At 61.5% G+C, this 23,107-nt stretch carries 21 protein-coding genes; 11 read left to right on the forward strand and 10 right to left on the reverse strand.

Annotation, left to right across the window (positions count from 1 at the left end):
* A complete protein-coding gene (locus tag NAP1_RS15040) occupies positions 1 to 2,061 on the forward strand; it encodes a tetratricopeptide repeat protein (protein ID WP_162013490.1) in 2,061 nt (686 codons plus the stop codon).
* On the opposite strand, the gene NAP1_RS15045 is transcribed toward NAP1_RS15040, so the two are convergent.
* Together NAP1_RS15045 and NAP1_RS15050 are read right to left on the reverse strand one after the other, a co-directional pair.
* On the reverse strand, positions 2,058 to 2,888 hold the full coding sequence (locus tag NAP1_RS15045; RefSeq protein WP_007166186.1) for a hypothetical protein: 831 nt from the start codon (positions 2,886 to 2,888) through the stop codon (positions 2,058 to 2,060). The genes NAP1_RS15040 and NAP1_RS15045 overlap by 4 nt on opposite strands.
* Positions 2,885 to 3,355: an ABA4-like family protein gene (locus tag NAP1_RS15050; RefSeq protein ID WP_007166187.1), complete on the reverse strand. Its 471-nt coding sequence runs from the start codon at positions 3,353 to 3,355 to the stop codon at positions 2,885 to 2,887. Before NAP1_RS15050 ends, NAP1_RS15045 begins: the two co-directional genes overlap by 4 nt.
* A gap of 454 nt (positions 3,356 to 3,809) precedes the next feature.
* On the opposite strand from NAP1_RS15050, the gene rplK reads away from it, so the two are divergent.
* From rplK to NAP1_RS15070, 4 genes are all read left to right on the forward strand, one after another.
* The gene (rplK, locus tag NAP1_RS15055; protein WP_007166188.1) at positions 3,810 to 4,241 is read left to right on the forward strand and encodes a 50S ribosomal protein L11; all 432 of its coding nucleotides are present in this window, start codon (positions 3,810 to 3,812) and stop codon (positions 4,239 to 4,241) included.
* A 4-nt stretch (positions 4,242 to 4,245) separates the two neighbouring features.
* Positions 4,246 to 4,938 (forward strand): 50S ribosomal protein L1, encoded by a 693-nt coding sequence (gene rplA / locus NAP1_RS15060; RefSeq protein ID WP_007166189.1) that lies wholly within the window; start codon positions 4,246 to 4,248, stop codon positions 4,936 to 4,938.
* 325 nt (positions 4,939 to 5,263) lie between these two features.
* Positions 5,264 to 5,578, forward strand: coding sequence for a hypothetical protein (locus NAP1_RS15065; protein WP_156777294.1), 315 nt, complete (start codon positions 5,264 to 5,266; stop codon positions 5,576 to 5,578).
* A gap of 117 nt (positions 5,579 to 5,695) precedes the next feature.
* Entirely contained in the window at positions 5,696 to 5,914 is a 219-nt protein-coding gene (locus NAP1_RS15070) for a hypothetical protein (protein ID WP_007166191.1), read from the forward strand.
* A gap of 1 nt (position 5,915) precedes the next feature.
* On the opposite strand, the gene NAP1_RS15075 is transcribed toward NAP1_RS15070, so the two are convergent.
* Genes NAP1_RS15075 through NAP1_RS15090 form a run of 4 tightly spaced genes read right to left on the reverse strand, consistent with a single transcriptional unit; the run spans position 5,916 to position 10,184 of the window.
* Positions 5,916 to 6,821, reverse strand: coding sequence for a GNAT family N-acetyltransferase (locus tag NAP1_RS15075; protein ID WP_007166192.1), 906 nt, complete (start codon positions 6,819 to 6,821; stop codon positions 5,916 to 5,918).
* Position 6,822: 1 nt separating this feature from the next.
* Positions 6,823 to 7,797, reverse strand: coding sequence for a polysaccharide deacetylase family protein (locus tag NAP1_RS15080; RefSeq protein WP_007166193.1), 975 nt, complete (start codon positions 7,795 to 7,797; stop codon positions 6,823 to 6,825).
* Between the two features lie 59 nt (positions 7,798 to 7,856).
* A complete protein-coding gene (locus NAP1_RS15085; RefSeq protein WP_007166194.1) occupies positions 7,857 to 8,618 on the reverse strand; it encodes a molybdopterin-binding protein in 762 nt (253 codons plus the stop codon).
* A 54-nt stretch (positions 8,619 to 8,672) separates the two neighbouring features.
* Entirely contained in the window at positions 8,673 to 10,184 is a 1,512-nt protein-coding gene (locus NAP1_RS15090; protein ID WP_007166195.1) for an NAD(P)/FAD-dependent oxidoreductase, read from the reverse strand.
* A 131-nt stretch (positions 10,185 to 10,315) separates the two neighbouring features.
* Here NAP1_RS15090 and NAP1_RS15095 point away from each other — a divergent pair, with 131 nt between their 5' ends.
* Both NAP1_RS15095 and NAP1_RS15100 read left to right on the forward strand, forming a co-directional pair.
* Positions 10,316 to 12,340 carry a TonB-dependent receptor gene (locus NAP1_RS15095; protein WP_007166196.1) on the forward strand — a complete coding sequence of 675 codons (2,025 nt, stop codon included), beginning with the start codon at positions 10,316 to 10,318 and terminating at the stop codon, positions 12,338 to 12,340.
* A 211-nt stretch (positions 12,341 to 12,551) separates the two neighbouring features.
* Complete coding sequence (locus NAP1_RS15100) at positions 12,552 to 15,059, forward strand: TonB-dependent receptor (RefSeq protein ID WP_007166197.1); 2,508 nt, start codon at positions 12,552 to 12,554, stop codon at positions 15,057 to 15,059.
* A 76-nt stretch (positions 15,060 to 15,135) separates the two neighbouring features.
* On the opposite strand, the gene NAP1_RS15105 is transcribed toward NAP1_RS15100, so the two are convergent.
* Positions 15,136 to 16,299: an acyl-CoA dehydrogenase family protein gene (locus tag NAP1_RS15105; RefSeq protein ID WP_007166198.1), complete on the reverse strand. Its 1,164-nt coding sequence runs from the start codon at positions 16,297 to 16,299 to the stop codon at positions 15,136 to 15,138.
* Positions 16,300 to 16,377: 78 nt separating this feature from the next.
* Entirely contained in the window at positions 16,378 to 17,139 is a 762-nt protein-coding gene (locus NAP1_RS15110) for a crotonase/enoyl-CoA hydratase family protein (protein ID WP_007166199.1), read from the reverse strand.
* Positions 17,140 to 17,263: 124 nt separating this feature from the next.
* Here NAP1_RS15110 and NAP1_RS15115 point away from each other — a divergent pair, with 124 nt between their 5' ends.
* Together NAP1_RS15115 and NAP1_RS15120 are read left to right on the forward strand one after the other, a co-directional pair.
* Entirely contained in the window at positions 17,264 to 18,532 is a 1,269-nt protein-coding gene (locus NAP1_RS15115) for an acetyl-CoA C-acetyltransferase (protein ID WP_007166200.1), read from the forward strand.
* Positions 18,533 to 18,541: 9 nt separating this feature from the next.
* The gene (locus NAP1_RS15120) at positions 18,542 to 20,065 is read left to right on the forward strand and encodes an acetyl-CoA acetyltransferase (RefSeq protein WP_007166201.1); all 1,524 of its coding nucleotides are present in this window, start codon (positions 18,542 to 18,544) and stop codon (positions 20,063 to 20,065) included.
* On the opposite strand, the gene NAP1_RS15125 is transcribed toward NAP1_RS15120, so the two are convergent.
* On the reverse strand, positions 20,062 to 20,706 hold the full coding sequence (locus NAP1_RS15125; RefSeq protein WP_007166202.1) for a carboxymuconolactone decarboxylase family protein: 645 nt from the start codon (positions 20,704 to 20,706) through the stop codon (positions 20,062 to 20,064). The genes NAP1_RS15120 and NAP1_RS15125 overlap by 4 nt on opposite strands.
* Before the next feature lie 3 nt (positions 20,707 to 20,709).
* A complete protein-coding gene (locus NAP1_RS15130) occupies positions 20,710 to 21,243 on the reverse strand; it encodes a VOC family protein (RefSeq protein WP_007166203.1) in 534 nt (177 codons plus the stop codon).
* A gap of 139 nt (positions 21,244 to 21,382) precedes the next feature.
* On the opposite strand from NAP1_RS15130, the gene hppD reads away from it, so the two are divergent.
* Positions 21,383 to 22,501, forward strand: coding sequence for a 4-hydroxyphenylpyruvate dioxygenase (gene hppD / locus NAP1_RS15135; protein ID WP_007166204.1), 1,119 nt, complete (start codon positions 21,383 to 21,385; stop codon positions 22,499 to 22,501).
* Entirely contained in the window at positions 22,498 to 23,058 is a 561-nt protein-coding gene (locus tag NAP1_RS15140; protein WP_007166205.1) for a VOC family protein, read from the forward strand. The genes hppD and NAP1_RS15140 overlap by 4 nt, the downstream gene beginning before the upstream one ends.
* Positions 23,059 to 23,107 lie beyond the last annotated feature (49 nt).

Genomic DNA, 23,107 nt, shown 5'->3' on the forward strand with positions numbered 1-23,107 from the left:
GTGAAAATCAGCCGCGTTCCGCGAAGCGGGGCGGCGGACGGCTCTGGCCTGTCGTCGGCCGGGATTGCCGGGCTCACCCAAAGGGTCGCGCCGCGATCGGCGATCGATGCGCTTACCGCGCTTTATCGCCAGCAACGGTTTGCCGACGCGCTCGGCTCGGCGCAGGCGATGCTGCGCGAATTTCCTGATACAATGGCGGCGTGGAACCTTGCCGGTGCCTGCGCACGCGTGCTTGGCCAGACTGCGATTGCCGAAGAGAGCTTCCGTCGGCTCGAGGCATTGAGCCCCAATTTCGCAGGCGCGGCCTACAATCTCGGTCTCGTGCTGGAGGACAAGGGCGATCCGGCAGGCGCCGAGGCGGCCTACAAACGCGCCATCGCCATTGACCCATCGCTTGCACAGGCGCGCAACAATTTGGGCGGTGTGTTGATCGCGCAAGGGCGTCTCGACGAGGCAATCGCGCAGTTGGAGCAGGCCTGCGCCCTGCGGCCCGAGCTTGCCGAGGTGCACAACACCCATGCCAATGCGCTCAAGAAAGCGGGCCGGCTTGAGGAAGCGCGCAAGGCCTATAAGCGTGCGCTTGAAGCGCAGCCGGACTTTGTCACAGCGCGCTTCAATCTCGGCTCGCTCGAGCAGGAGCATGGCGAAATTACGCAAGCGGTGGAGGAATACCGGGCTGTCCTCAAGGCGCAGCCCGGTCATTCATTGGCGCGGGCAGGGCTCGTTCAATCGCTTGCAAAGATGTGCGACTGGGACGCGTTGGAAGAGCATGCGGGCGCAATTGCGCAGCTGGGGGTGAGCGGGGGTGCGGTGCCCGCATTTTCGCTGCTGGCGCTCGAAGACGCACCCGCGCGTCAGCTGGCGCGGGCGCGAAACTGGGCAATGCAGCGGTTTGGCAATATCGCACCAGCCTCGATCGAGCGGCGCGCTGCGCGTCCGGAGAAGCTCAAGATCGGCTATTTCTCAGCTGATTTTCACGACCACGCGACCATGCACCTGATTGCTGGGCTGCTCGCTGCGCATGATAGCGACCGGTTCGAGATCCACGCCTTCAGCTATGGCGAGGCGCGCGAGGATGAATACCGCGCTCTGGCCGAGCAAGCCGTTGACCAGTTTCACGACGTTGCGTGCCTGACCGATGATGAGATCGTCGCCCTGTCGCGCAAGCTGGAGATCGACATCGCGCTCGATTGCAAGGGCTATACGACGGGTTCGCGCAGTCAGGTATTTGCGCACAGGCTTGCTCCGGTGCAGGTCAACTATCTCGGCTATCCGGGCACGATGGGGGCGGGCTTCATCGATTACATTCTCGCCGATCCGACCGTCCTGCCCGATGCGCAGCGCGCGCATGTCAGCGAGCGGATCATTCGCCTGCCGCACACATATCAGCCGGGCGATGACAGCGCCGCGGTACCTCAGCCAAGCGACACGCGAGCGGATCACGGCCTGCCGGGCGATGCATTCGTGTTCTGCTGCTTCAACGCCAGCTACAAGATCACGCGCGACCGCTTCGCGCTCTGGATGCGGGCTCTTGGCGCTGTCGAGGGAAGCGTCCTGTGGCTCTACCGCTCCGACGCGGTCGCCGAAGCCAATCTGCGGATGGAAGCCAAACGCTGCGGGATCGACCCCCATCGGCTGGTCTTCGCATATCACCTGCCGCGCACGCAGCACCTTGCCCGCCATCGCCACGCCAACCTCGCGCTCGACACAAGCGCCTATGGCGCGCACACCACCGCGAGCGATTGCCTGTGGGCCGGCCTGCCGATCGTGACGCGGGCGGGCGATCAGTTCGCCGCGCGAGTGGCGGCAAGCGTACTGCACGCGGCGGGTCTGGACGAGCTCGTCACACATTCGGATGCAGAATACGAGACGCTGATCGTCGCGCTGGCCACGGACGCGGACCGGCTTTCAACGATCCGCGAGAAGTTCGCCAGAAGCCGCACGGCAGCGCCCTTCTTCGACACAAAGCTCTATACGCGCGCCTTCGAGGCAGGGCTCGAAGCGGCGTGGAAGCGCTGGTTTGCCGGCCATCCGCCCGCCGACATCACCGTTACCGCCTAGGCCGGCCAGAAAGGCTGCCCTGCAAGCGCCTGCGCAAACAGAGCAGCTGCGAGTGCCAGCTGAACGAGCGAAACGCCGCTCACGACCAGTACGGCGTTCCAGCCGAACCGATCTGCCAGCCACCCGGCCAGGGGCACCGTCTGCATCATGTGCAAGCTGACGAAATGCGCGGGGCGAAGATCGCCATATTCGCGGCTCCAGCCGAAGAATGGTACGGTTGCGCCGCCTCCGCTCAGTTCGGCGCCGACATAGCGGCCGCTGTTCGACATGGTGAAGCCGAAATACAGCGTCGAGAAGAAGGCAACCGTCAGCCCGACGATAGCGCCAAGCCAGAGCCCGCGCCGCGTTCGATCTCCCTTGCGCCAGATTTGCACCGCGAGCGCCATGGCAATCGTCATCAGGAAGAACGCGCCAAGGCCCATGAGCGCGTACATCATCGCCTCGAACCCGCTGTCGAAGTTGAAATGCGAGCGCTTGGCCTGCGCGGCCTGCAGTGAGACCCAGACGAATTCGAACACCAGCGCGATGGCTGCGAGATAAGAGAAGCCGATCAGCACCGGCCCGGTGCGCACATCGCGCGGGACCAGCTGCAAGAGAACCGCAATCGTAAAAAAGTGCAGGCCGAGCGAAATGTTGAACTTCTGCGGCTTGGTCCACACCGCTGCACTATCAAGCAGGCGCGTATCCATCAGCCACGCAGGCGTGAAGACGAGGAACGAGGCAAACATGAAGATCGCCAGCGTCAGATTCAGCCGGGTGGTGTGATCATCGTCGAGCATGGGCGCGAGCGCCATGCGAGGCGCGGAAACGGGGCGGGTCGCCATCATGCGGGCACCTCCTGCTGGGTGGGCTGCTTGGCAAGCGCCGCTTCTGGCTTCGCGAAATAACCCGCGCGCATCAGCAGGAAGAGTGCAAGCCCAACGGGACCGAACATGAAGGTCAGCAGCAGGATCGGCGCCTGGATCAACCGGTTCACGCCTGCCTCATCCGCCTTCACCGCGATCCACCCGCCGATGAAGAGGTCGAAAGCGAGGTAATGCACCCATCCGGCAAGCAGCATCTCGCGATTGCCGAGCAATGCCGCGACCTGGTCGAGCGAGCTATAGCCGCCGCCTTCGACGAGGAAGAAATTGCTCATCGCAAGACCCGCATAAAGCAGCGAAAGACCCAGCGGTATGACGAAGCGCGGGATCGCTGTCAGCAGCGCCCAGCGCCGAGGCAGAAAGATGAGAATGACCCAACCGACCATCGCGGCCTGTCCCGCATAGCCGAATAGCTGATCTGTCGTTGGCATAGTCCGATCCCTCGATATCCAAATCGCGCTCGGCGTTAGGGCGAGATGAACTGGGTGTCTAGTGCGAGTAATACACCTCTGCGGCGGAATCGGGCGATCCAACAAGCGTTTTCCTACTCGCCTTGCGGCCACTACAAGGTCGGCCTTCACGCGCAGGCCAGCTGGCGCAAGATTGAAAGGTCACACATCCTACAACCCGATCCGCCACATTCTAGCGCAACAACAGGCACTTGCGGGGCTGCGCTACTTTTTCAAAGCACCCCCTTGCGTGGTCCAACCCGCGCCCGAAGAGCCGCCTTTCCCCTTGCATTGCGGCGCAAAACCGCTATCTGCGCCGCTTCTCGTCACTCAGATGAGAAAACCGTGCGGGAGCTTCGAGCGATCGAAGCGCTGGACCGCTTAACATGAGCCCGGTGCGCAAGCGCGCGGGCAACAGTGCGAAAGGAGGCCAGTGATGGCCAAGAAAATCGAAGGCTATATCAAGCTGCAGGTGCCCGCGGGCACTGCGAACCCTTCACCCCCGATCGGCCCGGCTCTGGGTCAGCGCGGCGTCAACATCATGGAATTCTGCAAGGCGTTCAACGCCGCGACGCAGGACCTTGAGAAGAACGCCCCGATCCCGACCACGATCACCGTCTACGCGGACCGTTCGTTCACCTTCACCTACAAGAGCCCGCCTGCGAGCTACATGCTCAAGAAGGCTGCCAAGCTGAAGTCGGGTTCGAGCGAACCGGGCAAGACCTCTGCCGGCACCATCAAGCAGAGCCAGGTCAAGGAAATCGCGGAAGCGAAGATGGCCGACCTCAATGCAAACGATATCGACCAGGCCATGAAGATCATCGAAGGCTCCGCGCGTTCGATGGGCCTCGACGTGGTGGAGGGCTGAACCAATGGCGAAGATGACCAAGAAGCAGAAGGCTGTTGCCGAGCTGAACCCTGAAAAGCTCTACTCGGTGGACGAAGCCATCGCGACCCTGCGCGAGCACAAGGCCAAGTTTGACGAGACCGTCGAAATCTCGATGAACCTCGGCGTCGATCCGCGCCACGCTGACCAGATGGTCCGCGGCATGGTTTCGCTGCCTTCGGGCACCGGCAAGGACGTCAAGGTTGCGGTCTTCGCACGCGGCGACAACGCCGAAAAGGCCACCGCTGCAGGCGCTGACAAGGTTGGCGCTGAAGACCTCATGGAAGAGATGCAGAACGGCGATCTCGACTATGACCGCGTTATCGCAACTCCCGACATGATGGGCGTCGTTGGCCGCCTCGGTAAGATCCTCGGGCCCAAGGGCCTGATGCCGAACCCGAAGCTGGGCACCGTCACCCCGAACGTCGAACAGGCCGTGAAGGACGCCAAGGGCGGCCAGGTCGAGTTCCGCGTCGAGAAGATGGGCATCATCCACTCCGGCATCGGCAAGCTGTCGTTCGACGACGATGCGCTGAAGGCCAACTTCAAGGCAATCACCGATGCGATCGTGAAAGCGAAGCCTTCAGGCGCCAAGGGCAAGTATGTGAAGAAGGTCTCGCTGACCTCGACCATGGGCCCGGGCCTGAAGATCGACATGGGCGAAGTTGAGGGCGCGTAATTTGCTGGGTGAGTGAGCGCATCCGCGCTCACTCCTCCTCGCTCACGCGATCTGGCGATCGCGTCGCTGCGGGCGCGCAGTCGCGCTTGCGATTGCTGTGCAGTCGTTTTGGCCCTGGCTCGGTCCCGTACGGGACCGCAAGGCCGACCGGCCGCCCGCAGCGCGAAAGGCGCGAGGACACCGCGCCCCGGATGGGGCGCGTGAACACACCACGTAACGCTTTCCTACATCGCTACGTACTGACATACGGGGGTCGGAAGCCACGCGCTTCTGGCCCCCGTTTGGTTTAGGCTGTATGGAGGATGCTGGTGGAGCCAATATCCCAATGACGCAGCAGATTGATCCCGAACAGGAAGACGACGACGCCTCGGCCTCGATGCTGGGCTGGTACGTGACGTTCGCCGCGCTCGCCGTGTTCGCGATCCTGTTCAATTACGACCCGATGATCGGGATGGCGGTGGGCACGCTGATCGCGCTCGTCGCGCTTGCGCAGCTTGCCCTGTCTGCCTGGCTTTCGAGCGATACCGACAAGAGCGAACTCAAATCCAAGCCCGGCGCGATGGTCGCACGGGTCCGCCGGATGGCGTCGAGCCCGCGGCTTGCGAGGCTCAAGGAATTTCGCCTGCGTTCGAGGCGCTGAACGCTTCGACAAACCGAGCGGTTGCTCGCCGCGCAAGCCTCCTTGCCGGTTGCTCATTCACCCAAAAGTGAACCATCCGCCCGGTTCGGCCATTGGTTAGGCAAAGGAGACATTGCTATGAACACCAAAGCCATCCTCATCGCGGGAGGCCTCATCCTCTTCATCGCCACGCTGCTGACCGATGCGCGCCTTGCGCCGGTGGTCGGCGCTGCTGCGCTGATCGCCGTGATCATCTATGCATGGGCAGCCAACCGCTCGGACGAGGAAGCGGACTTCAGCGACGCCGAACGCGCCACCGCGCGGCAGAAGCGCCAGCACACCGGCCCGCGCTCGTAAATCAGGCCTTGAGAGCGGAGCGCACCTTTGCGAGCGCACCTGTCCGCTCGGCAAGGGCCTTGGCCGTGCTGACCGCCCCGTCGAAGCCAGCCCGCGCTCCCAAAAGCGCCCGGTTGGCAAGCGTCGGATCGAGCAGAACGAAGCTTGCGCACTCGGCGTGATCGGTACCGAACATCGCCTTGTGCGCCCCGTCGCCCTCAGTGAAATCGAAGTAGTCAAAGCGCTCCTCGGCAAACAGCCGCTGGAGCGCTTCGAGTTGGAGGACAGTACCGGGCGACAGGCGAGCGAAGTCGGGATCGTAACCGAGATGCTCGTAAACCAAGGTGCGCCCGCTGACAGGAAGCGAGAGATAAGCGATGGCCGCGCCATCAATGGACAGCAGGAAGCAGCGCATCTGGCCTGCCTCGGCTACTTCGAGCATCCGGGTGCGCGCGGCGTCGCTATCCGGCAGACCGGCATCGAGCAGCCGCGCCTGGTAGGTCTTTGCCGATAGGGGCAGGGCGGCATCGAGGAACTCATCCACCTCGGCCGGCGTGCGATGCTCGCTGATCTCATACTCGCCCGCATCCTTGGCAAGCTTGCGTCCCTTGCGACGCAGGGTCGACCGGGTCTTGCCAGAGAAACGCGCGAGGTAGTCCTCGTAGCTGCCCGACATGTCGATGTAGTGCCGACGGTAGTCCTGCCGTCCGCCCACGAGATGGCGAGGGAAGCGGGCGGTGATTGCGGGGAACATGCTCACAGGAGCCGACAACACGCGCAGCCCGTCACGCCCAGGCGACGGCGGTTCCAGACGCGGTTCGCTTGCGAGCACGTCTTCGAGACTGAAGCCCCATGTCGCCAACTCGCGGCCCACCGACAGCAGGCGGCGCGAGCCGATGGTGAAGTCGATGGCTGCGACCTCGTCCATCTCACAGCGCTCCGTAAAGCGTGTTGGAAACAAGCTGCTCGGCATAGCGGTGGCCGGTGCGGATCGCACTGGCGGGGAGCGGAAGGCTGGTGGGATGCTCGGCCACGCGCGGCGGATTGTCGCGGTAGGTGCCGGTGGTTACGCCTTCCATTGAGGACAGCGCCTTGCACAGCCCCTCGAAGCGGCGTCTCACGATGCGGTTGATCGCGAGCTTGCGGCGATTGATGAGCTCGAAGGAGTGGGTGACGAGCGTAAAGGTATCTCGCCCGCTGTCACGTGCGTGACGGATCGCGGCGCGCATCTCGAACAGGCTGAGCGCGGTGATCTGCGCGTGACGCTGGCCTTTGCCGAGCGTCCCGATGCTGCCCACGGGCACTTCGATCAGGCCCATGTGCTCGACCGGGTCGCGCACTTCGGGGCCGAGCGAGATACGGCTGGCGCCGCTGGGAAGCGCGGGGCAGTGGCTGGTGTCGTAGGTGAGGCCGAGTGAGGCGAGAGCGCGCAGTGTGTTGTCGTCCGCGCCGTAATTGCCTGCCCGGAAAGCCACCGGTTCTGGCGCGCCCGCTGCTATTAGCGTACGGCGCGCATACTCGAGGATCTCGGTCTGCTCTTCGAGGCCAAAATCGAACAGGTTCTGTCCCGTCCGCTTTGAGGCAAGCGGGTTTGCATCGCCTGCGAGAGCCAGCCATTCGGTATGGCAGTGCAGCTGCACGTCCTGCCCTGCCTCAAGGATCGGCGCGACCACATCCTCGATCGCCGCCACGCCCCAGACGAGTGCGGGCATGGGGTCGACGAAGAAGACCGCCTTGATACCGTAACGCTCGAACAGGTCGAGCTTGTGCGTCACACCGGCGGGCCCGTCAGGCGTCAGGCAGGCGACCGAGCGTGCGAAGTTGTCCTTGCGACTATCGGCCGAAAGGTCGCGCACGAGGCCCGAGGAATACTCGGTATCGATGGTGATGTAGACGCACGTCATCGCGAGGATCGCGATAGCGCAGAAGGGTTAAGGCCGCGTTTGGGATGTGGCCGAGCGCGTCAGATACCGCCCGGAGTGAAGTCGTATCCGTTCGTAGCGAGGCCATCGGTCAAGGTGTCAACGCAGCTCTTTAGGTCTTCTTCGCTGGTCGAGCGGATCACGAAATTCGCCCCGACCTTGCCGTCCCGGAAGAACGGATAGGAGCCGATCTGGCAGTTCTCATGCGCCTCTTCGACTTCGCGAAGCAAGTGTGCGACTTCGCTCTCGGCACTCCAGCAGCCGATCGTCTCGGAAAGCAATGGCGCGCCGCCTTCGAGCTTGCCGGTCAGGGCATCGAGCATGCCGGCTGTGATGTGAGGGACTCCCGCCATCAGGATGACATTGCCGCGCCGGATACCAGGTGCGCCAGACATGCGGTTGGGTATGAGCTGCGCCCCATCGGGAACGCGCGCCATGCGCAGACGCCCTTCGTTAAGGCCGCCCTTGTCGGCATAATAGCGCTCGAGCAATGCGCGCGCTTCGGGGTGAATGATGACCTCGACGCCCAGCGCCTTGGCGACCGCATCGACGGTGATGTCGTCATGCGTCGGCCCAATCCCGCCGGTAGTGAAGAGGTAGTCGTTATCGGCTCGCAAGGCGTTCACCGCCTCGACTATGCGATCTTCATCGTCGGCTACCACGCGCACTTCGGCAAGGCGGATGCCCTGCACCTGAAGCCAGCTTGCGACCTGCGCGATGTTCTTGTCGTGGGTGCGGCCCGAAAGGATCTCGTCGCCGATAATGACGAGGCCTGCGGTCCAGATCTTGTCGGGGGAATTCATGGGGGCAGGCTTAAGCCAACTCCCAGATGATTGCTACCGCTATCGGCTCCAAAATCACTCCGCCGCTTCGAGCTGCTCCTCGGGGGCTTGAGCGTTGGCTCCGGCCCGCGTGAACGTGAGGATGCCGTCGGCAACAGGATCGTTCGCCATGCGCTTTCTATCGAGGACATATTCCTGGTTGAGACGCCAAGGATACTCGGTCGCGTTCTTTGGATTGATGTCCTTCGCGCGGGCGAGATAGCCGCTGGAAAAGCCTGCGAAGATATCCTCTTCCTCGATATTCGCTTCCATTTCGGGCGTCAGCACCGGGTTTGCGATATCGGCGCCTCGGGCGCGCATCTCCTTGAGCACGCGGCAGACATAGTCCGAGTTGATATCCGCGCGCAGCGTCCAGCTTGCGTTGATGTAGCCGAACACCACCGCAAGGTTGGGCAAGTTCGAATACATGCAGCCCTTGTAGTAATAGCGCTGCGAGAAATCGACCGCTTCGCCGTTCACGCTGATTGCGATCTTGCCCGCAATCGCGAGCTTCAGACCGGTCGCGGTCACGATGATGTCAGCCTCGAGCAACTCGCCCGATTTGAGGCGCACGCCGTTTGCTTCGAATTTGTCGATATGGCCGGTGACGACATCGGCCTTGCCTGCTTTCATCGCTTCGAACAGGTCGTCGTCGGGAACGAGGCACAGCCGCTGCTCCCACGGATTGTAAGGCGGTGTGAAAGCGTCCCTGTCGTAGCCAGGGCCGAGCGCTTTCTCGATGCCCTTGTAAAGTGCATCCTTGACCTTCTGCGGCTTGTTGCGCGCGGTCTTGAAGGCGTAATCCTGCATCCGGATATTCTTAAAGCGGGTGATCGCATAAGCGACGCTATCGGGCAGCACCTTACGAAGGAAGTTCGCGATCCGGTCCTTTGCTGGACGCGCGAACATCCATGTCGGCGTGCGCTGAAGCATCGTGACCTTGGCGGCCTTGTCCGCCATCGACGGGACGATAGTCACAGCGGTCGCGCCCGAACCAATCACCACGACCTTCTTGCCTGCATAGTCGAGGTCTTCGGGCCAGAATTGCGGGTGGATCACCTGACCTTCGAAATCGTCAAGTTCGAACCCTGCATCATGCGGCTCGTCATAATCGTAATAGCCAGAGCCCAGGTATAGGAAGTTGGCGGTAAGGCGCGTGCGCGAGCCATCATCCAGCTCCATCTCCACATGCCAGCGCGCCTCGTCTTCGCGGAAGTCGGCGCTTATGACTTTGTGGCCAAAACGGATGTTCTCGCGAATGCCGCGCTCGTCGACGATCTTGTTGAGGTAGTCGAGGATTGCAGGCGCATCGGCGATGCTTTTCTCATGCCGCCACGGTTCGAAGTCATAGCCCAGCGTGTGCATGTCGCTGTCCGAGCGGATGCCGGGATAGCGGAACAGGTCCCATGTCCCGCCGAGGTTCTCGCGTCGCTCTACGATGGCGTAGGAATGGTGCGGCGCCTTCATCGTCATGTGCGCGGCCATGCCGATACCGGAAATCCCTGCGCCGACGATCAGCACATCGAAATCTGGGGGTGTTGCTAACATCAGGTCTCTCTCTTCCCCTTGGCACTCAGGGCCAATTGACAACAATGTAAACACACGTCGCAGGCAAAAGCGAGTCTTGATGGCAATTTGCAACTGACTTTGCCCGCAAGACGCGTTAGGCGCCCCGTCCTATGAATACCCCCCTGCGTCTTGCCGCTTCCGCCATCGCTCTTTCGTCCGCCTTCCCCGCCTTTGCGCAGGCCGGGCAGGACGATGAAGACGAAGGCACGCAGATTGTCGTGACCGGCGAAGGACTTGAGCCGGCGCTCTCGAACATCGTCTATTCGACGATAGAGCTCGACCGCGAGGCCATCACATCGACCGGTTCGGGGCGCCTCGACGACGTGCTAGCCAATGTCGCAGGCTTCCAGCAATTTCGCCGCTCGGACAGCCGTTCGTCGAACCCGACCGCGCAAGGCGTGACCTTGCGGGCACTGAGCGGCAACGCGACCAGCCGCGCCCTCGTGCTGCTCGACGGCGTTCCGATTGCCGATCCGTTCTTTGGCTATATTCCGCTTTCCGCGATTGCGCCCGAGACGCTTGGCAATATTCGCGTGACGCGCGGCGGCGGTTCGGGGCCGTTCGGTTCGGGCGCGCTTGCAGGGACAATTGAACTGGAAAGCGCCGGGCTTGGCACGATCGACGGGGTCAATGCGAGCCTGCTTGCCAATGATCGCGGCGCTACCGAGGCGACCGGCATCGTTGCGGGCAAACTGGGTAGCGGCTTCGCGGTTGCAAGTGGACGCTGGGATCGGGGCAAAGGCTTCTTCACCGCTCCCGAAAGCCAGCGCGTCCCTGCCAGTGCGCGCGCGGCCTTCGACAGTTGGAACGTGGGTCTGCGCGGAGTTGCGCCGCTAAGCCCGGATGTCGAATTGCAGGCGCGCGTTAGCCTATTCGACGATCAGCGCACGCTGCGCTTCGACGGGGCCGATTCAACCCATGAGGGTCAGGACGCAAGCATCCGTATCGTCGGGCGCGGAGACTGGGGCTTCGACGCGCTTGCCTACGTCCAGGCGCGCAACTTTTCTAATGTCATCATCTCATCGACCCGCTTCACCCGCGTCCTCGATCAGCGCAACACGCCCTCGACCGGAATCGGCGGCAAGTTTGAGATCCGCCCGCCGATCGCAGAGGGTCACGACCTGCGCGTGGGTGCCGATTATCGCCGCGCCGATGGCGAGCTGTTCGAGGACGCTTTCAGCGCCTTCACCGGCGCGCTTCGCGAGAGCCGCAATGCAGGCGGAGTGAACAGTAATCTTGGCTTTTTCGTCGAGGACGACTGGTCGATTGGACCTGTAGTGCTGACCGGAGGCCTGCGCGCTGATCACACGCGGATCGAAAACGGCTTCTTCCGCGCAGTCGATGCCAATGGCGCGCTGGTCAGCGAAGTGGTGGCACCTGACCGCTCCGACTGGGCGCTCAGTTGGCGTGCGGGCGCGTCCTTCTACGCGACGCGCCGCCTCGACCTTCGCGCCGCGGCGTATACCGGGCTGCGGCTGCCGACCTTGAATGAGCTTTACCGGCCTTTCGTGGTTTTCCCGGTCGTGACGCAGGCAAACGCCGCGCTTGAGAATGAGCGGCTGGAAGGCTTCGAGATCGGCCTCAACTGGCAACCGGTGAATGAACTGGTCATCTCGCTCACCGCTTTCGACAACGAGGTCGAGAACGCGATTGCCAATGTGACCCTCGCCCCGAACCTTCGCCAGCGCCAGAACCTGCCCGCCATCGAGGCGCAGGGTATCGAAGGAGCCGTGGTGCTTCGGCTGGGCGAAGTGAGTTTCGACGCGTCGCTCGCTTACACCGATGCCGAGATCGCCGGAGACGGCACGTCGGCTGCACTCGACGGCAACCGCCCACCGCAAACGCCCGAATTCGCCGCTTCCGCCACCTTGGCATGGGAGCCGGTGGAAGGCTGGCGGCTCGCAGGCACGGTGCGCCACGTCAGCTCTCAGTTCGAGGACGATCAGGAAACCGACCTGCTTCCGGCGGCGACGACGCTCAATCTGTTCGCTCAAATTCCGATCAAGGGTGAGTTGTCGCTGGTCGCGCGAGCCGAGAACCTCCTCGACGAAACCATCGTCACCCGCAACGCTGGCGGTGCGATTGACCTCGGCGTACCGCGCACGTTCTGGTTTGGCGTGCGGCTTGGATTGTGAGTCTTTTGCCGCGCTGCGGGAAAGATTCGTTCACATTTGCTCCTTTTTGCTGCAATTTATGCTGCACTGCAGCGCAAACTGTGACATATCTACAACTCTTTCCAAGGAACCCGCCTCCACGACTTGGCAGGCCGAAAAGCGCTGATAGTCTCGCGAGTTGGAGTTGAACCACACCGGCCAACAAGTCGGGTGGTAGAGGAGAGAGAAGTCTATGACACGTAAGCTCGCAGCCTACGCTGCTGGCCTGATGGCCTGCAGTTCATTCACCGCACCCGCATTTGCTCAGGACAATGAGACGCAAGCAGAGCCATCGCCTGCGGCTAATGACCGGGTGATTATTGTGACGGCAACGCGTCGTGCACAGGATATTCAGGACGTTCCAATTGCCGTGACTGCTGCGACGCAGGAGCAGCTCGACCGGCAGGGCGTCGTCAACGTCCAGAACATCACGCAGGTCAGCCCTAGCTTCTCGACCTCGCAGGCACAGATCGCTTCGGGTACGGTTGTGCTGCGTATTCGCGGTGTCGGTACGACTTCCAACAACATCGGCTTCGAAAGTGCGGTCGGTATCTTCATCGACGGCGCTTACCAGTCGCGCCCTGGCGTCGCGCTGAGCGAATTTGTCGACATCGAGCGGGTCGAAGTGCTGCGCGGTCCGCAGGGCACTCTGTTCGGTCGCAACACGTCGGCTGGTGCTCTCAACATTACGACGAACCGCCCTGACGTAACCGAGTTTGGCGGCTTCGCAAACGCGACCTACGGTAACTTTGATCTCATCAATGTTCAGGGCGCGATCAACGTGCCGGTGGTCGAAGATACACTCGCGCTGCGCCTGACCGGCGCATATCGTGAGCGCGATGGCTTCATCGACATTCTCGATCCCAACGGAAACGAGATCGGCGAATCCGGCCTGATTGACCAGCACCTTGTCCGCGCTCAATTGGGCTACGAGGGTGAAAGCGGCGTCACTGCACGCTTCATTTTCGATTACTCGGCGAACAACAACCAGTGCTGCTCGCCCATCGAGCTGCTTGCTGCGCAGAACGAATCCAACGGCGTTTTCGCAGCAGTGGGCCTTGGCCCGCGCGGTCGCCAGGTGCAGCCCTTCGTGGCGCGCGATCAGTTCGACACGTCCACAATGCAGGACGCAATGGATGACCGCACCGTCACCGCCAACCGTGTGCCGATGTCAGACGTCGAGCAGTGGGGTGTCACCGGTGAGATCCAGGTCCCTCTCAGCGATGCTGTCGACCTGATCTATATCGGTTCATATCGCGATTATCAGTCGAACGAGAACTATGACACCGACTTCACCGGCGTCGACTTCTTCGACGTGGATGATCTTCGCACCGAAATTCAGACGATGACCCACGAACTTCGCATTCAGGGCGAAGCATTCGATGGCCGTCTCGACTGGCTGATCGGTGGTTTCTATTCCGATGAGGACATCAGCGCGGTCACCGACTTCTCGCTCGGCGAGGATACCGATGCGCTTTATGGCGCGTTCGCTGGCGGGGCGCTTGGCCCGGCACCGATCCAGTTGCTCACCGGTGTCAATCCGGCTGGCACGACGGCAACGAACCGCTACGATCAGCAAGCGGAAAGCTTCTCGGTCTTCACCCACAACGTGCTCGAAGTGACCGACGGGCTGAGCTTTACGCTGGGCCTGCGTTATTCGGACGAGAAGAAAGAAGGCGGCTACACGCAGATCGCTTCGAACAACCCGGCCTGCTTGAACGGTGTGGCGGCGCTGAACGCTGGGCTTATTCCGGCAGCCGCCGTTCCTGTTGTCATCGGACTTGGCTGCTTCGGCTTCACCGCTCCGGCGATTGGCACAGCAACCCTGCCGCTGCCGCAGGAATATCAGGCTACCTTCAAAGACGAAGAACTGATCTACACCGGTAAGATTAGCTACGAGTTCGAGGCTCCGATCACGGCCTATGCAAGCTTTACGCACGGCTACAAGGCAGGTGGTATCAACCTCGACGTGACCGCAGCAATCGGCGGCGCGGATCCGACCTTCGAATCCGAGGAAGTCGACGCCTACGAACTCGGCATCAAGGCGCAGTTCCTCGATGATGCAGTGACCGCAAACATCGCAATCTTCCGCGAGGAATTCGACAACCTGCAGATCCTCGAGTTCACCGGCGCAGCATTCCAGACGTTCAACGTGCCGGAAGCTGTCAGTCAGGGTTTCGAACTGGAATCGGTGGTCCGTCCGGATGAGAACCTGACCATCAATCTTGGTCTGACCTATACCGACGCGTCCTATCCGGATGATTGTGCAGGCAATGTGACCTTTGCGCAGGTTACTGAACTGTGCGGCAATGACCTGACCAACGCTCCGGACGTAGTCGCCATCGTTGGTGCTACCTATGAGCGTGACCTGGGCGACAATCTGCAGTGGTTCCTCAACGGCCAGGTCCGCACGGAGAGCGATCGTCGCACTTCGACGCAGGCATCCAACCCAGGTTCGAACGGCGCTCAGCTGCTTCCGTTCGATGTTCAGGACGGCAACACCATGATTAGCATGCGCGCTGGTATCGGTGCCCAGGACAAGAGCTGGACGCTGGAAGCATGGGCGGTGAACCTCACCAACGAGATCACTCGCAACGTGACCTTCAACACCACGCTTCGTGCAAGCCCGGGCTTCTCGGCCCGTTCGGCCTTCATCGCCGAGCCGCGCACCTACGGCGTGACGCTGCGTACCGAATTCTGATCTGAAGGGATCGGACACAAAAAAGGGCGGCTCGGGAAACCGGGCCGCCCTTTTTGTATGACGCTCTGAGAGCCGATTACATTGAGCGAGCGATCAGCATCTTCATGACTTCATTCGAACCGCCAAAGATACGCGTGATGCGTGCATCGCGGTACATCTTCGCGATCGGGTAATCGTTGATGTAGCCGGCGCCGCCGTGCAGTTGCAGGCACTTGTCGACGACTTCGCTCTGAAGCTCAGTCACCCAGTATTTCGCCATGGCAGCGGTTGCGACGTCGAGCTCGCCCTTGAGCAGCTTGGCGATGCAATCGTTGACGAAAACGCGGGCAGCCGTACCGCGCGCCTTGAGGTCGGCGAGCACGAACTGGGTGTTCTGGAAATCCCAGATGGTCTGGCCGAACGCCTTGCGCTCTTTCACATAGTCAAGTGTGGTCTCGAGCGCTTTCTCGATCCCCGTGGCTGCACCCATGGCGATCACGAGGCGCTCCTGTGCGAGCTCTCCCATCAGCTGGTAAAAGCCCTTGCCCTCTTCACCGCCGAGAACGTTTTCGGCCGGGACGAAGACGTTGTCGAAGAACAGCTCAGAGGTGTCGGCGGCATCGAGACCGATCTTGTCGAGCTTGCGTCCGCGCTGGAAGCCCTCGGCGCCTTCGGTTTCGAGCAGCATAAGCGAGATGCCCTTGGCGCGCTCTTCCGGGTTGGTCTTAGCCACGACGACGATGAAGTCGGCGGTCTGACCGTTCGAGATATAGGTCTTCGACCCGTTGATCCGGTAACCGTTGCCATCCTTGAGGGCGGTGGTCGTGATCGACTGAAGATCGCTTCCCACGCCTGGCTCGGTCATGGCGATGGCGCTGACAAGCTCTCCGGTCACCAGCTTGGGCAGGTATTTCTGCTTCTGCTCCTCGGTGCCGTAGCGAACGAGGTAAGGTAGGATGATCGTGTTGTGCAGGCTTGCCGCAAAGCCGTCGACATTGTGCTTGGCCTGCTGGTCGATGACGACGATGTCGTGGCGGAAGTCGCCGCCGTGGCCGCCATATTCCTCAGGCACGGACACGCCGAGAAGGCCAGCCTGGCCAGCCTCGTTCCAGAATTCGCGTTCGACCTGGCCTTCATCGCGCCATTTCTGGACGCGCTTTTCGGGCGCATGCTGCTGATAGAATTTGCCCACGGCATCCGCGAAGATCGAAATCTCTTCGTCTTCCATGAATTCGGGCTGGGGCACGTCGATGACGGGCATGGTGTGTTCCTCTCTCGTTGAATCCCAAAAGCTACGCAGACCGCCTTCTCCCGGAGGCGGCCTGCACCAGCTTCAAACTTACTTGCCCTTCCAGTTGGGCGCGCGCTTTTCGGCGAAGGCAGCTGCGCCTTCGCGGGCGTCTTCGGACACGAAGACCGGCGCGATGAGCTGGGCCTGTTTTGTGTAGCGATCTTCCATCGCCCAACCGCGCGATTCCTTGATGATTTGCTTCGACACCCGAACCGCAAGCGGGCCATTTGCAGCGATGCGAGCCGCAAGCGCCTTCGCTGCGTCGATGGCCGAGCCGTCGGTCACTTCGTTGATCAGGCCAAGCTCGTATGCGCGCGGTGCGTCAATGAAATCACCCGTGAGGGCCAGCTCCATGGCGATGCGCTCAGGAATCTGATCCGGCAGCATCATCACGCCGCCCGCCGCTGCAACGAGGCCGCGCTTGGCTTCGGGAATGCCGAATTTCGCACCAGCGCTTGCCACCACGAGGTCGCAGGCGATCATGAGCTCAAGCCCGCCAGCGAGCGCGTAGCCTTCAACCGCGGCAATCAGCGGCTTGGAAGGAGGTGCCTGCACAACGCCTCCAAAGCCGCGACCCTCGACCGTCGGGCTCTCTCCGCGAAGGAAGCCCTTGAGGTCCATCCCGGAGCAAAACGTGCCGCCCGCGCCCGTCAGGATGCCGACGCGCAGGTCGTCTTCGGCATCGAGGCGATCCATGGCCGCAGCAATACCCTCGGCTGCGGCCTTGGTCATGGCGTTCTTGGCTTCGGGACGGTTGATGGTGACGATCAGGACACCGTCCTGAACTTCGGTCAGTACTTCTTCGGACACAGGCTCTCTCTCCAGTTTCTCGAATCTTGGGATTGCAAAATGAAACTCATTCTTGTGCAAGGAGTGCAGGGGCTTTACGGATACGTCAACCGGATTATCGGCGAAAACGAGAGAGAGACCCCAAATGGCAGAAGCATACATCATCGACGCAGTGCGCACTCCGCGCGGGATCGGCAAGCAGGGCAAGGGCGCTCTAGCTGAACAGCACCCTCAGCATCTCGCTGCGACGGTTCTCAAGGCGATTGCCGAGCGTAACAGCCTCGACACCTCGACCGTCGATGATGTGATCTGGTCGGTCTCTACGCAGGACGGCATGCAGGGCGGCGACATGGGCCGCATGGCTGCACTTGATGCAGGCTATGACATTACCTCTTCGGGTACGACGCTCGATCGGTTCTGCGGCGGCGGCATCACCTCGGTGAACCTTGCAGCTGCGCAGGTGATGAGCGGCATGGAAGACTGCATTGTCGCAGGCGGTACGGAGATGATGAGCCTCACCGCTGCGATGACCAAAGAGAAGATGCAGGCGGGCATCAAGCCGATGATGATGGGCAGCTACAACGAGCGCCTTCAGGGCGTTCACCCGCAATCGCACCAGGGAATCTGTGGCGACGCCATTGCCACCATCGAAGGTTTTACCCGCGAAGAACTCGACGAGGTTGGCTATCGCTCGCAGCAGCGCGCTGCCGAAGCGATCAGCGAAGGCCGCTTCGACAAGTCGGTGGTTCCCGTGACGCTCGACGATGGCACGGTGGTGCTCGACCGCGAGGAATATCCGCGCCCGCAGACGACGATGGACGATCTCGCCAAGCTTGAACCAGCTTTTACCAAGATCGCAGACGTTCCGCTTGATGCGAAGGGCACCACGTTCCGTGGCCTCGTAAACCAGAAGTATCCGGACGTTGAGATTCAGCATTTCCACCATGCGGGCAACAGCTCGGGCGTGGTCGATGGCGCGGCTGCGGTGCTGGTCTGCTCGAAAGCCTATGCCGAGAAGCACGGCCTCAAGCCGCGGGCTCGCATTGTCGCAACTGCCAACATGGGGGATGACCCCACGCTGATGCTCAACGCGCCTGTTCCTGCAGCGAAGAAGGTGCTCGAGAAGGCAGGGATGAGCCTTGACGATATCGACCTATTCGAAATCAACGAAGCATTCGCCGTGGTTGCTGCGAAATTCGTGCGCGACCTCGAACTCGACTGGGACAAGGTCAACGTCAATGGCGGTTCCATCGCACTTGGTCACCCGATCGGTGCAACCGGCTCGATCCTGATCGGGACGATGGTCGACGAACTCGAGCGGCGTGACCTCAAGCGCGGCCTTGTGACCATGTGTGCTGCAGGCGGTATGGCGCCAGCCATCATCATCGAGCGCGTGGACGATTTCGTCGACTGATCCGCAAAGATGGTTCCCGACAACACACCTGTCATCATCGGTGTAGGGCAGTATTCTGAGCGGGTCGGCGAGCCCGGTTACGAGGCCCTGTCCTACGCCGATCTGAGCGGCCGCGCACTGGCCTCAGCTATCGCCGACTGTACGGCTGACGGATCGGTGGCGGGGGCAATAGATACCCTTGCTTCGATCCGTGCATTCGAGATGTCGCGACCTGGCAAGGAGCCGCCTTTTGGCGCGCCCGATAACATCCCCGGTGCAGTGGCGAGGCGTGTTGGCGCAAGGCCTGAGCGGCTGATCCTCTCGCCAACTGGCGGACAGACCAATCAGCAATATGTCGGCGAATTTGCGTCGGCCATTGCTGCCTGCGAGAGTGATTGCGCAGTCATTGTCGGATCCGAAGCGATCTCGACTGCCCTCGCTCTGGCAGCAAAGGGAGAAAAGCCGGACTGGTCCGAGAAAGCCGGCGGCGAGTTCGAGGATCGCGGCTTCGGCCTCGATGGCATGATGGAGATGGGCCTCTTCGCTCATGGCGCGACCGGCGCGATCCCGCTTTACGCCATCGCCGAAAACGCCCGGCGGGCGAAGCTTGGCAAAGGGCTGGAGGAGTATCGCCGCGACATTGGCGAGCTATTCGAACCCTTCACCAAGATTGCCGCGGCAAACCCGCATTCTGCCGCCCCGGTCGAACGCAGCGCCGAGGAACTTGCCACGGTGACGGATCGCAACCGCATCGTCGCGGAGCCATACGCACGCATGACCGTTGCCCGCGATCAGGTGAACCAGGCAGCGGCAATCGTTATCGCGAGTGCAGGCAAGGCTCGCGAACTCGGCGTGCCCGAAGAGAAGTGGGTGCATATCCATGCGGTCACTTCCGCGACGGAGCTGGAGCTAAGCGAGCGGCCCGATCTCGCGGCGAACCCTGCTTCGATTGCGTCGGTCGAGCGCGCTCTTGAACTCGCGGGGAAAGAGATGGCCGACATGCGCTATCTCGATTTCTATTCGTGCTTCTCAATCCCAGTATTCAACCAGTGCGATCACTTTGGCATCGCGCATGACGACCCGCGCGGGCTCACGCTCACTGGCGGTCTGCCCTTCTTTGGCGGTGCGGGGAACAACTATTCCGCTCACGCAATCTGCGAAGCGGTGGAGCGAGTGCGTGTTGACCGAGGCAGCTATGCTCTGGTCGGCGCCAATGGTGGTTGGATGAGCAAGTATGCGACCGGGATCTATTCGGCCGATGCAGCCGATTGGGGCGCAGAACGGGTGGTGAAGGTTCCCAAGACTGCCAACGGTATAGCCCGCAGCGACCAGCCTTTCGAAAGCGCGACGCTGGAAAGCTACACGATCAACCACTCCAAGAGCGGTAGCGATGCTGTCTGGATCGGACGGAATGCAGATGGGGAGAGGGTCGTAGGCAATGCCGACCTCGCCGACGAGGCCACACGCAGGATCTTCGAGAGCGGCGAACCATTCGGAGCGAAGCTTGCGGTCATCCGCGACGAACGCGGACGCAACATCGCCCGGATCGCCTAGTCGTTCTCGCGATTGCCACCGAGGAAGTCGAGCGCGTCGAAGCCTTCGGGCGCGGGCACTTCGGTAATGGGATCGTCGCGGTCGTCGAATTCGGTGCGAAGCGCGCGGCTCATCATGGCGTGCATCATGTACATCGCGGTCGTGTAGGTGAGCTCGAGGATTTCCTCGTCGGAAAACTCGGCCTTGAGCGCTTCGAATAGCGCATCGGGAACCCGGCCGTGATGCGATACCAGCCTGTCCGCGTAGGCAAGGACCATTCTTTCGCGAGCATCGTACAGGTCGCTGGTCTGCCAAACCGGCAGCGCTTCAATCTTGTCTTCGGGATAAGCAAGGCCGCGTAGCGACTTGCAGTGCTGTGAGAAAACGAACTGGCTTCCGCAAGCCCATCCCGCCCATGTCTGGCCCAACTCGCGTAGCACCGGGTCAAGCTTGCGAGCAGGATCGCGGTAGTAGGCGAACCCCTGCGCCGCATGTTTGAGCGTAGCCGGCGAGTTCGCAAAAACGGTCCACCAATCGCCTGGGGTTCCTGTAGCCGTTCCAGGTTCGGCCACCGGATCGCGATCGCCAAACAGCATCGCATAAAGCGGCAACGCGATCTTCTCGTCGGCCTCGTCCTTGGGCACCTCTCTCAAGCGCGGCATGCTCTACGCCTCCACCCTGTCTGCTGCCGTTGCAGGCTTGTGCGTGATATCGCCGGGACCGAATTGCTTGGTCGTCGCCGCAAATTCCAACATGATCCCGTTCGGGTCGGTGAAATAAACCGAGCGTACGAATACACCCTCGTGCATCTCGCGCGACATGCCTGCGGGGCTGTCATCGTGATTGACCACAGTATGTGTGTGCTCGACGCCAGCTTCTTCAAGTCGATCGAGCGCTGCCTCGAGTTCTTCTTCGGCCATGTCGAAAGCGAGATGGTTCATCGACCCCACAGCGGTCTTGGCGTCCATAGGAAACTTGCGGACCGACGCGATGCCGGGAGCGGCTGGCGGACCGTCCTCCCACCAGAAAAACGCAACCGCGCTCCCGCCGCCACAATCGAAGAAGAAGTGCTGTCCGCCGCCCGGCAATTCGACTGTCTTGAACAGCGGCATGTTCAAGACCTGGGTGTAGAACTTCGTGGTTTCCTGCATGTCGCGGCAGACAAGCGCGACGTGGTTGATACCCTTGGTCTTGATCATGCGTCCCTCCGACTGCGCATAGCCTGCCCTGATCCATTCCGGCTTGCAAACCCAATTGGAGTGAATGCTCTTTGACAAAAGGGCCGATTGAGCGTATTTAGTTTCAAACGTAACCAGTTTGAAACAAAGAGACGCATTGATGACACAGCACCCCGGAGACTTGTTCGACAATCCCGCCGGCCTTGATGGCTTTGAGTTCGTCGAATTCTGTGCGCCCGAAAAAGGCGTGCTCGAGCCGGTTTTCGAGGCGATGGGCTTCACGCTGGTGGCCAAGCACCGCTCAAAGGACGTGCACCTTTGGCGTCAGGGCGGCATCAACCTCGTCGTCAACTACGAGCCGCGCAGCGCAGCATGGTACTTCGCGCGCGAGCATGGCCCCTCAGCCTGCGGCATGGCCTTCCGCGTTCGCGATGCTGCCAAGGCATACGATCACCTGATCGCACAGGGCGCTGAGCCGGTCGCAAACGAGCCGGGTCCAATGGAACTGCGCATCCCCGCGATCCGCGGCATTGGCGGCGCAATTCTGTACCTCGTCGACCGTTATGCTGGAGCCGAAGGCAAGAGCCTCACCATTTACGACATCGATTTCGACTACCTGCCGGGCGTCGATCCCTATCCCGAGGGCGCGGGCTTTCACACGATCGATCACCTCACGCACAACGTCTACACCGGCCGTATGAAATACTGGGCGGACTATTACGAGACGCTCTTCAACTTCCAGGAAATCCGCTTCTTCGACATTAAGGGCGAATATACCGGACTGACCTCAAAGGCGCTCACCGCGCCTGACGGCAAGATCCGCATTCCGCTCAATGAAGAGGGCGAAGGCGGCAAGGGCCAGATCGAGGAGTTCCTGCGCGAATTCAACGGTGAGGGCATTCAGCACATCGCACTGATCTGCGAAGACCTCGTCGCGTGCTGGGATCGCCTCAAGGAGTTCGGCGTGCCCTTCATGACCGCGCCGCCGGAGACTTACTACGAGATGCTCGACGAGCGTCTGCCAGGTCATGGCGAGAATGCCGATGACCTCAAGATGCGCGGCATCCTGCTTGATGGAACGACCGAAGGCGGACAGCCGCGCCTTCTGCTTCAGATCTTTGCGGAGGCGCAGGTTGGTCCGGTCTTTTTCGAGTTCATCCAGCGCAAGGGCGACGACGGCTTTGGCGAAGGTAACTTCAAGGCGCTGTTCGAAAGCATCGAGCGCGACCAGATCGCGCGCGGCGTGCTCGACACTGCCGACAAGGAACCGGCAGAATGAGCCATCCTGTCAAACTGGGCGGTGTTCACCACGCGGCGTATCGCTGCAAGGACGCCAAGGAAACGGTCGAATGGTATGGCCGCGTCCTTGGCATGGACTACACCACCGCCTTTGCCGAGGATCACGTCCCTTCAACCGGCGAGTATGATCCCTACATGCACGTCTTCCTCGATGCGGGGAACGGCAACATCCTCGCATTCTTCGAGCTGCCTAATCAGAAAGACATGGGCCGCGACGAGAACACGCCCGCTTGGGTCCAGCACCTCGCTTTCCGCGTGCCGGACGAAGAGGCGCTGCTTGCCGCAAAGGAGCACATTGAAGCTGAAGGTATCGATGTGCTTGGCCCGACGCATCACGGCATCTTCAAGTCGATCTATTTCTTCGATCCCAATGGCCACCGCGTCGAACTCGCTGCGGACATTGGAACCGATGAACAATATGCCGAATTGAAGCGCGTGGCGCCGCTCATGCTGGACGAGTGGAGCCAGACAAAAAAAGCGCCGCGTCATGCAGACTGGCTACACGAGATTGCTCGCAAGGAGCACGGGAACGTCTGACGCTGGCCGCGACAGGCGAACACAAAAAAGGGGCGCCAAGGTCGAAACC

It is taken from the genome of Erythrobacter sp. NAP1, from assembly GCF_000152865.1.
Classification (GTDB): domain Bacteria; phylum Pseudomonadota; class Alphaproteobacteria; order Sphingomonadales; family Sphingomonadaceae; genus Erythrobacter.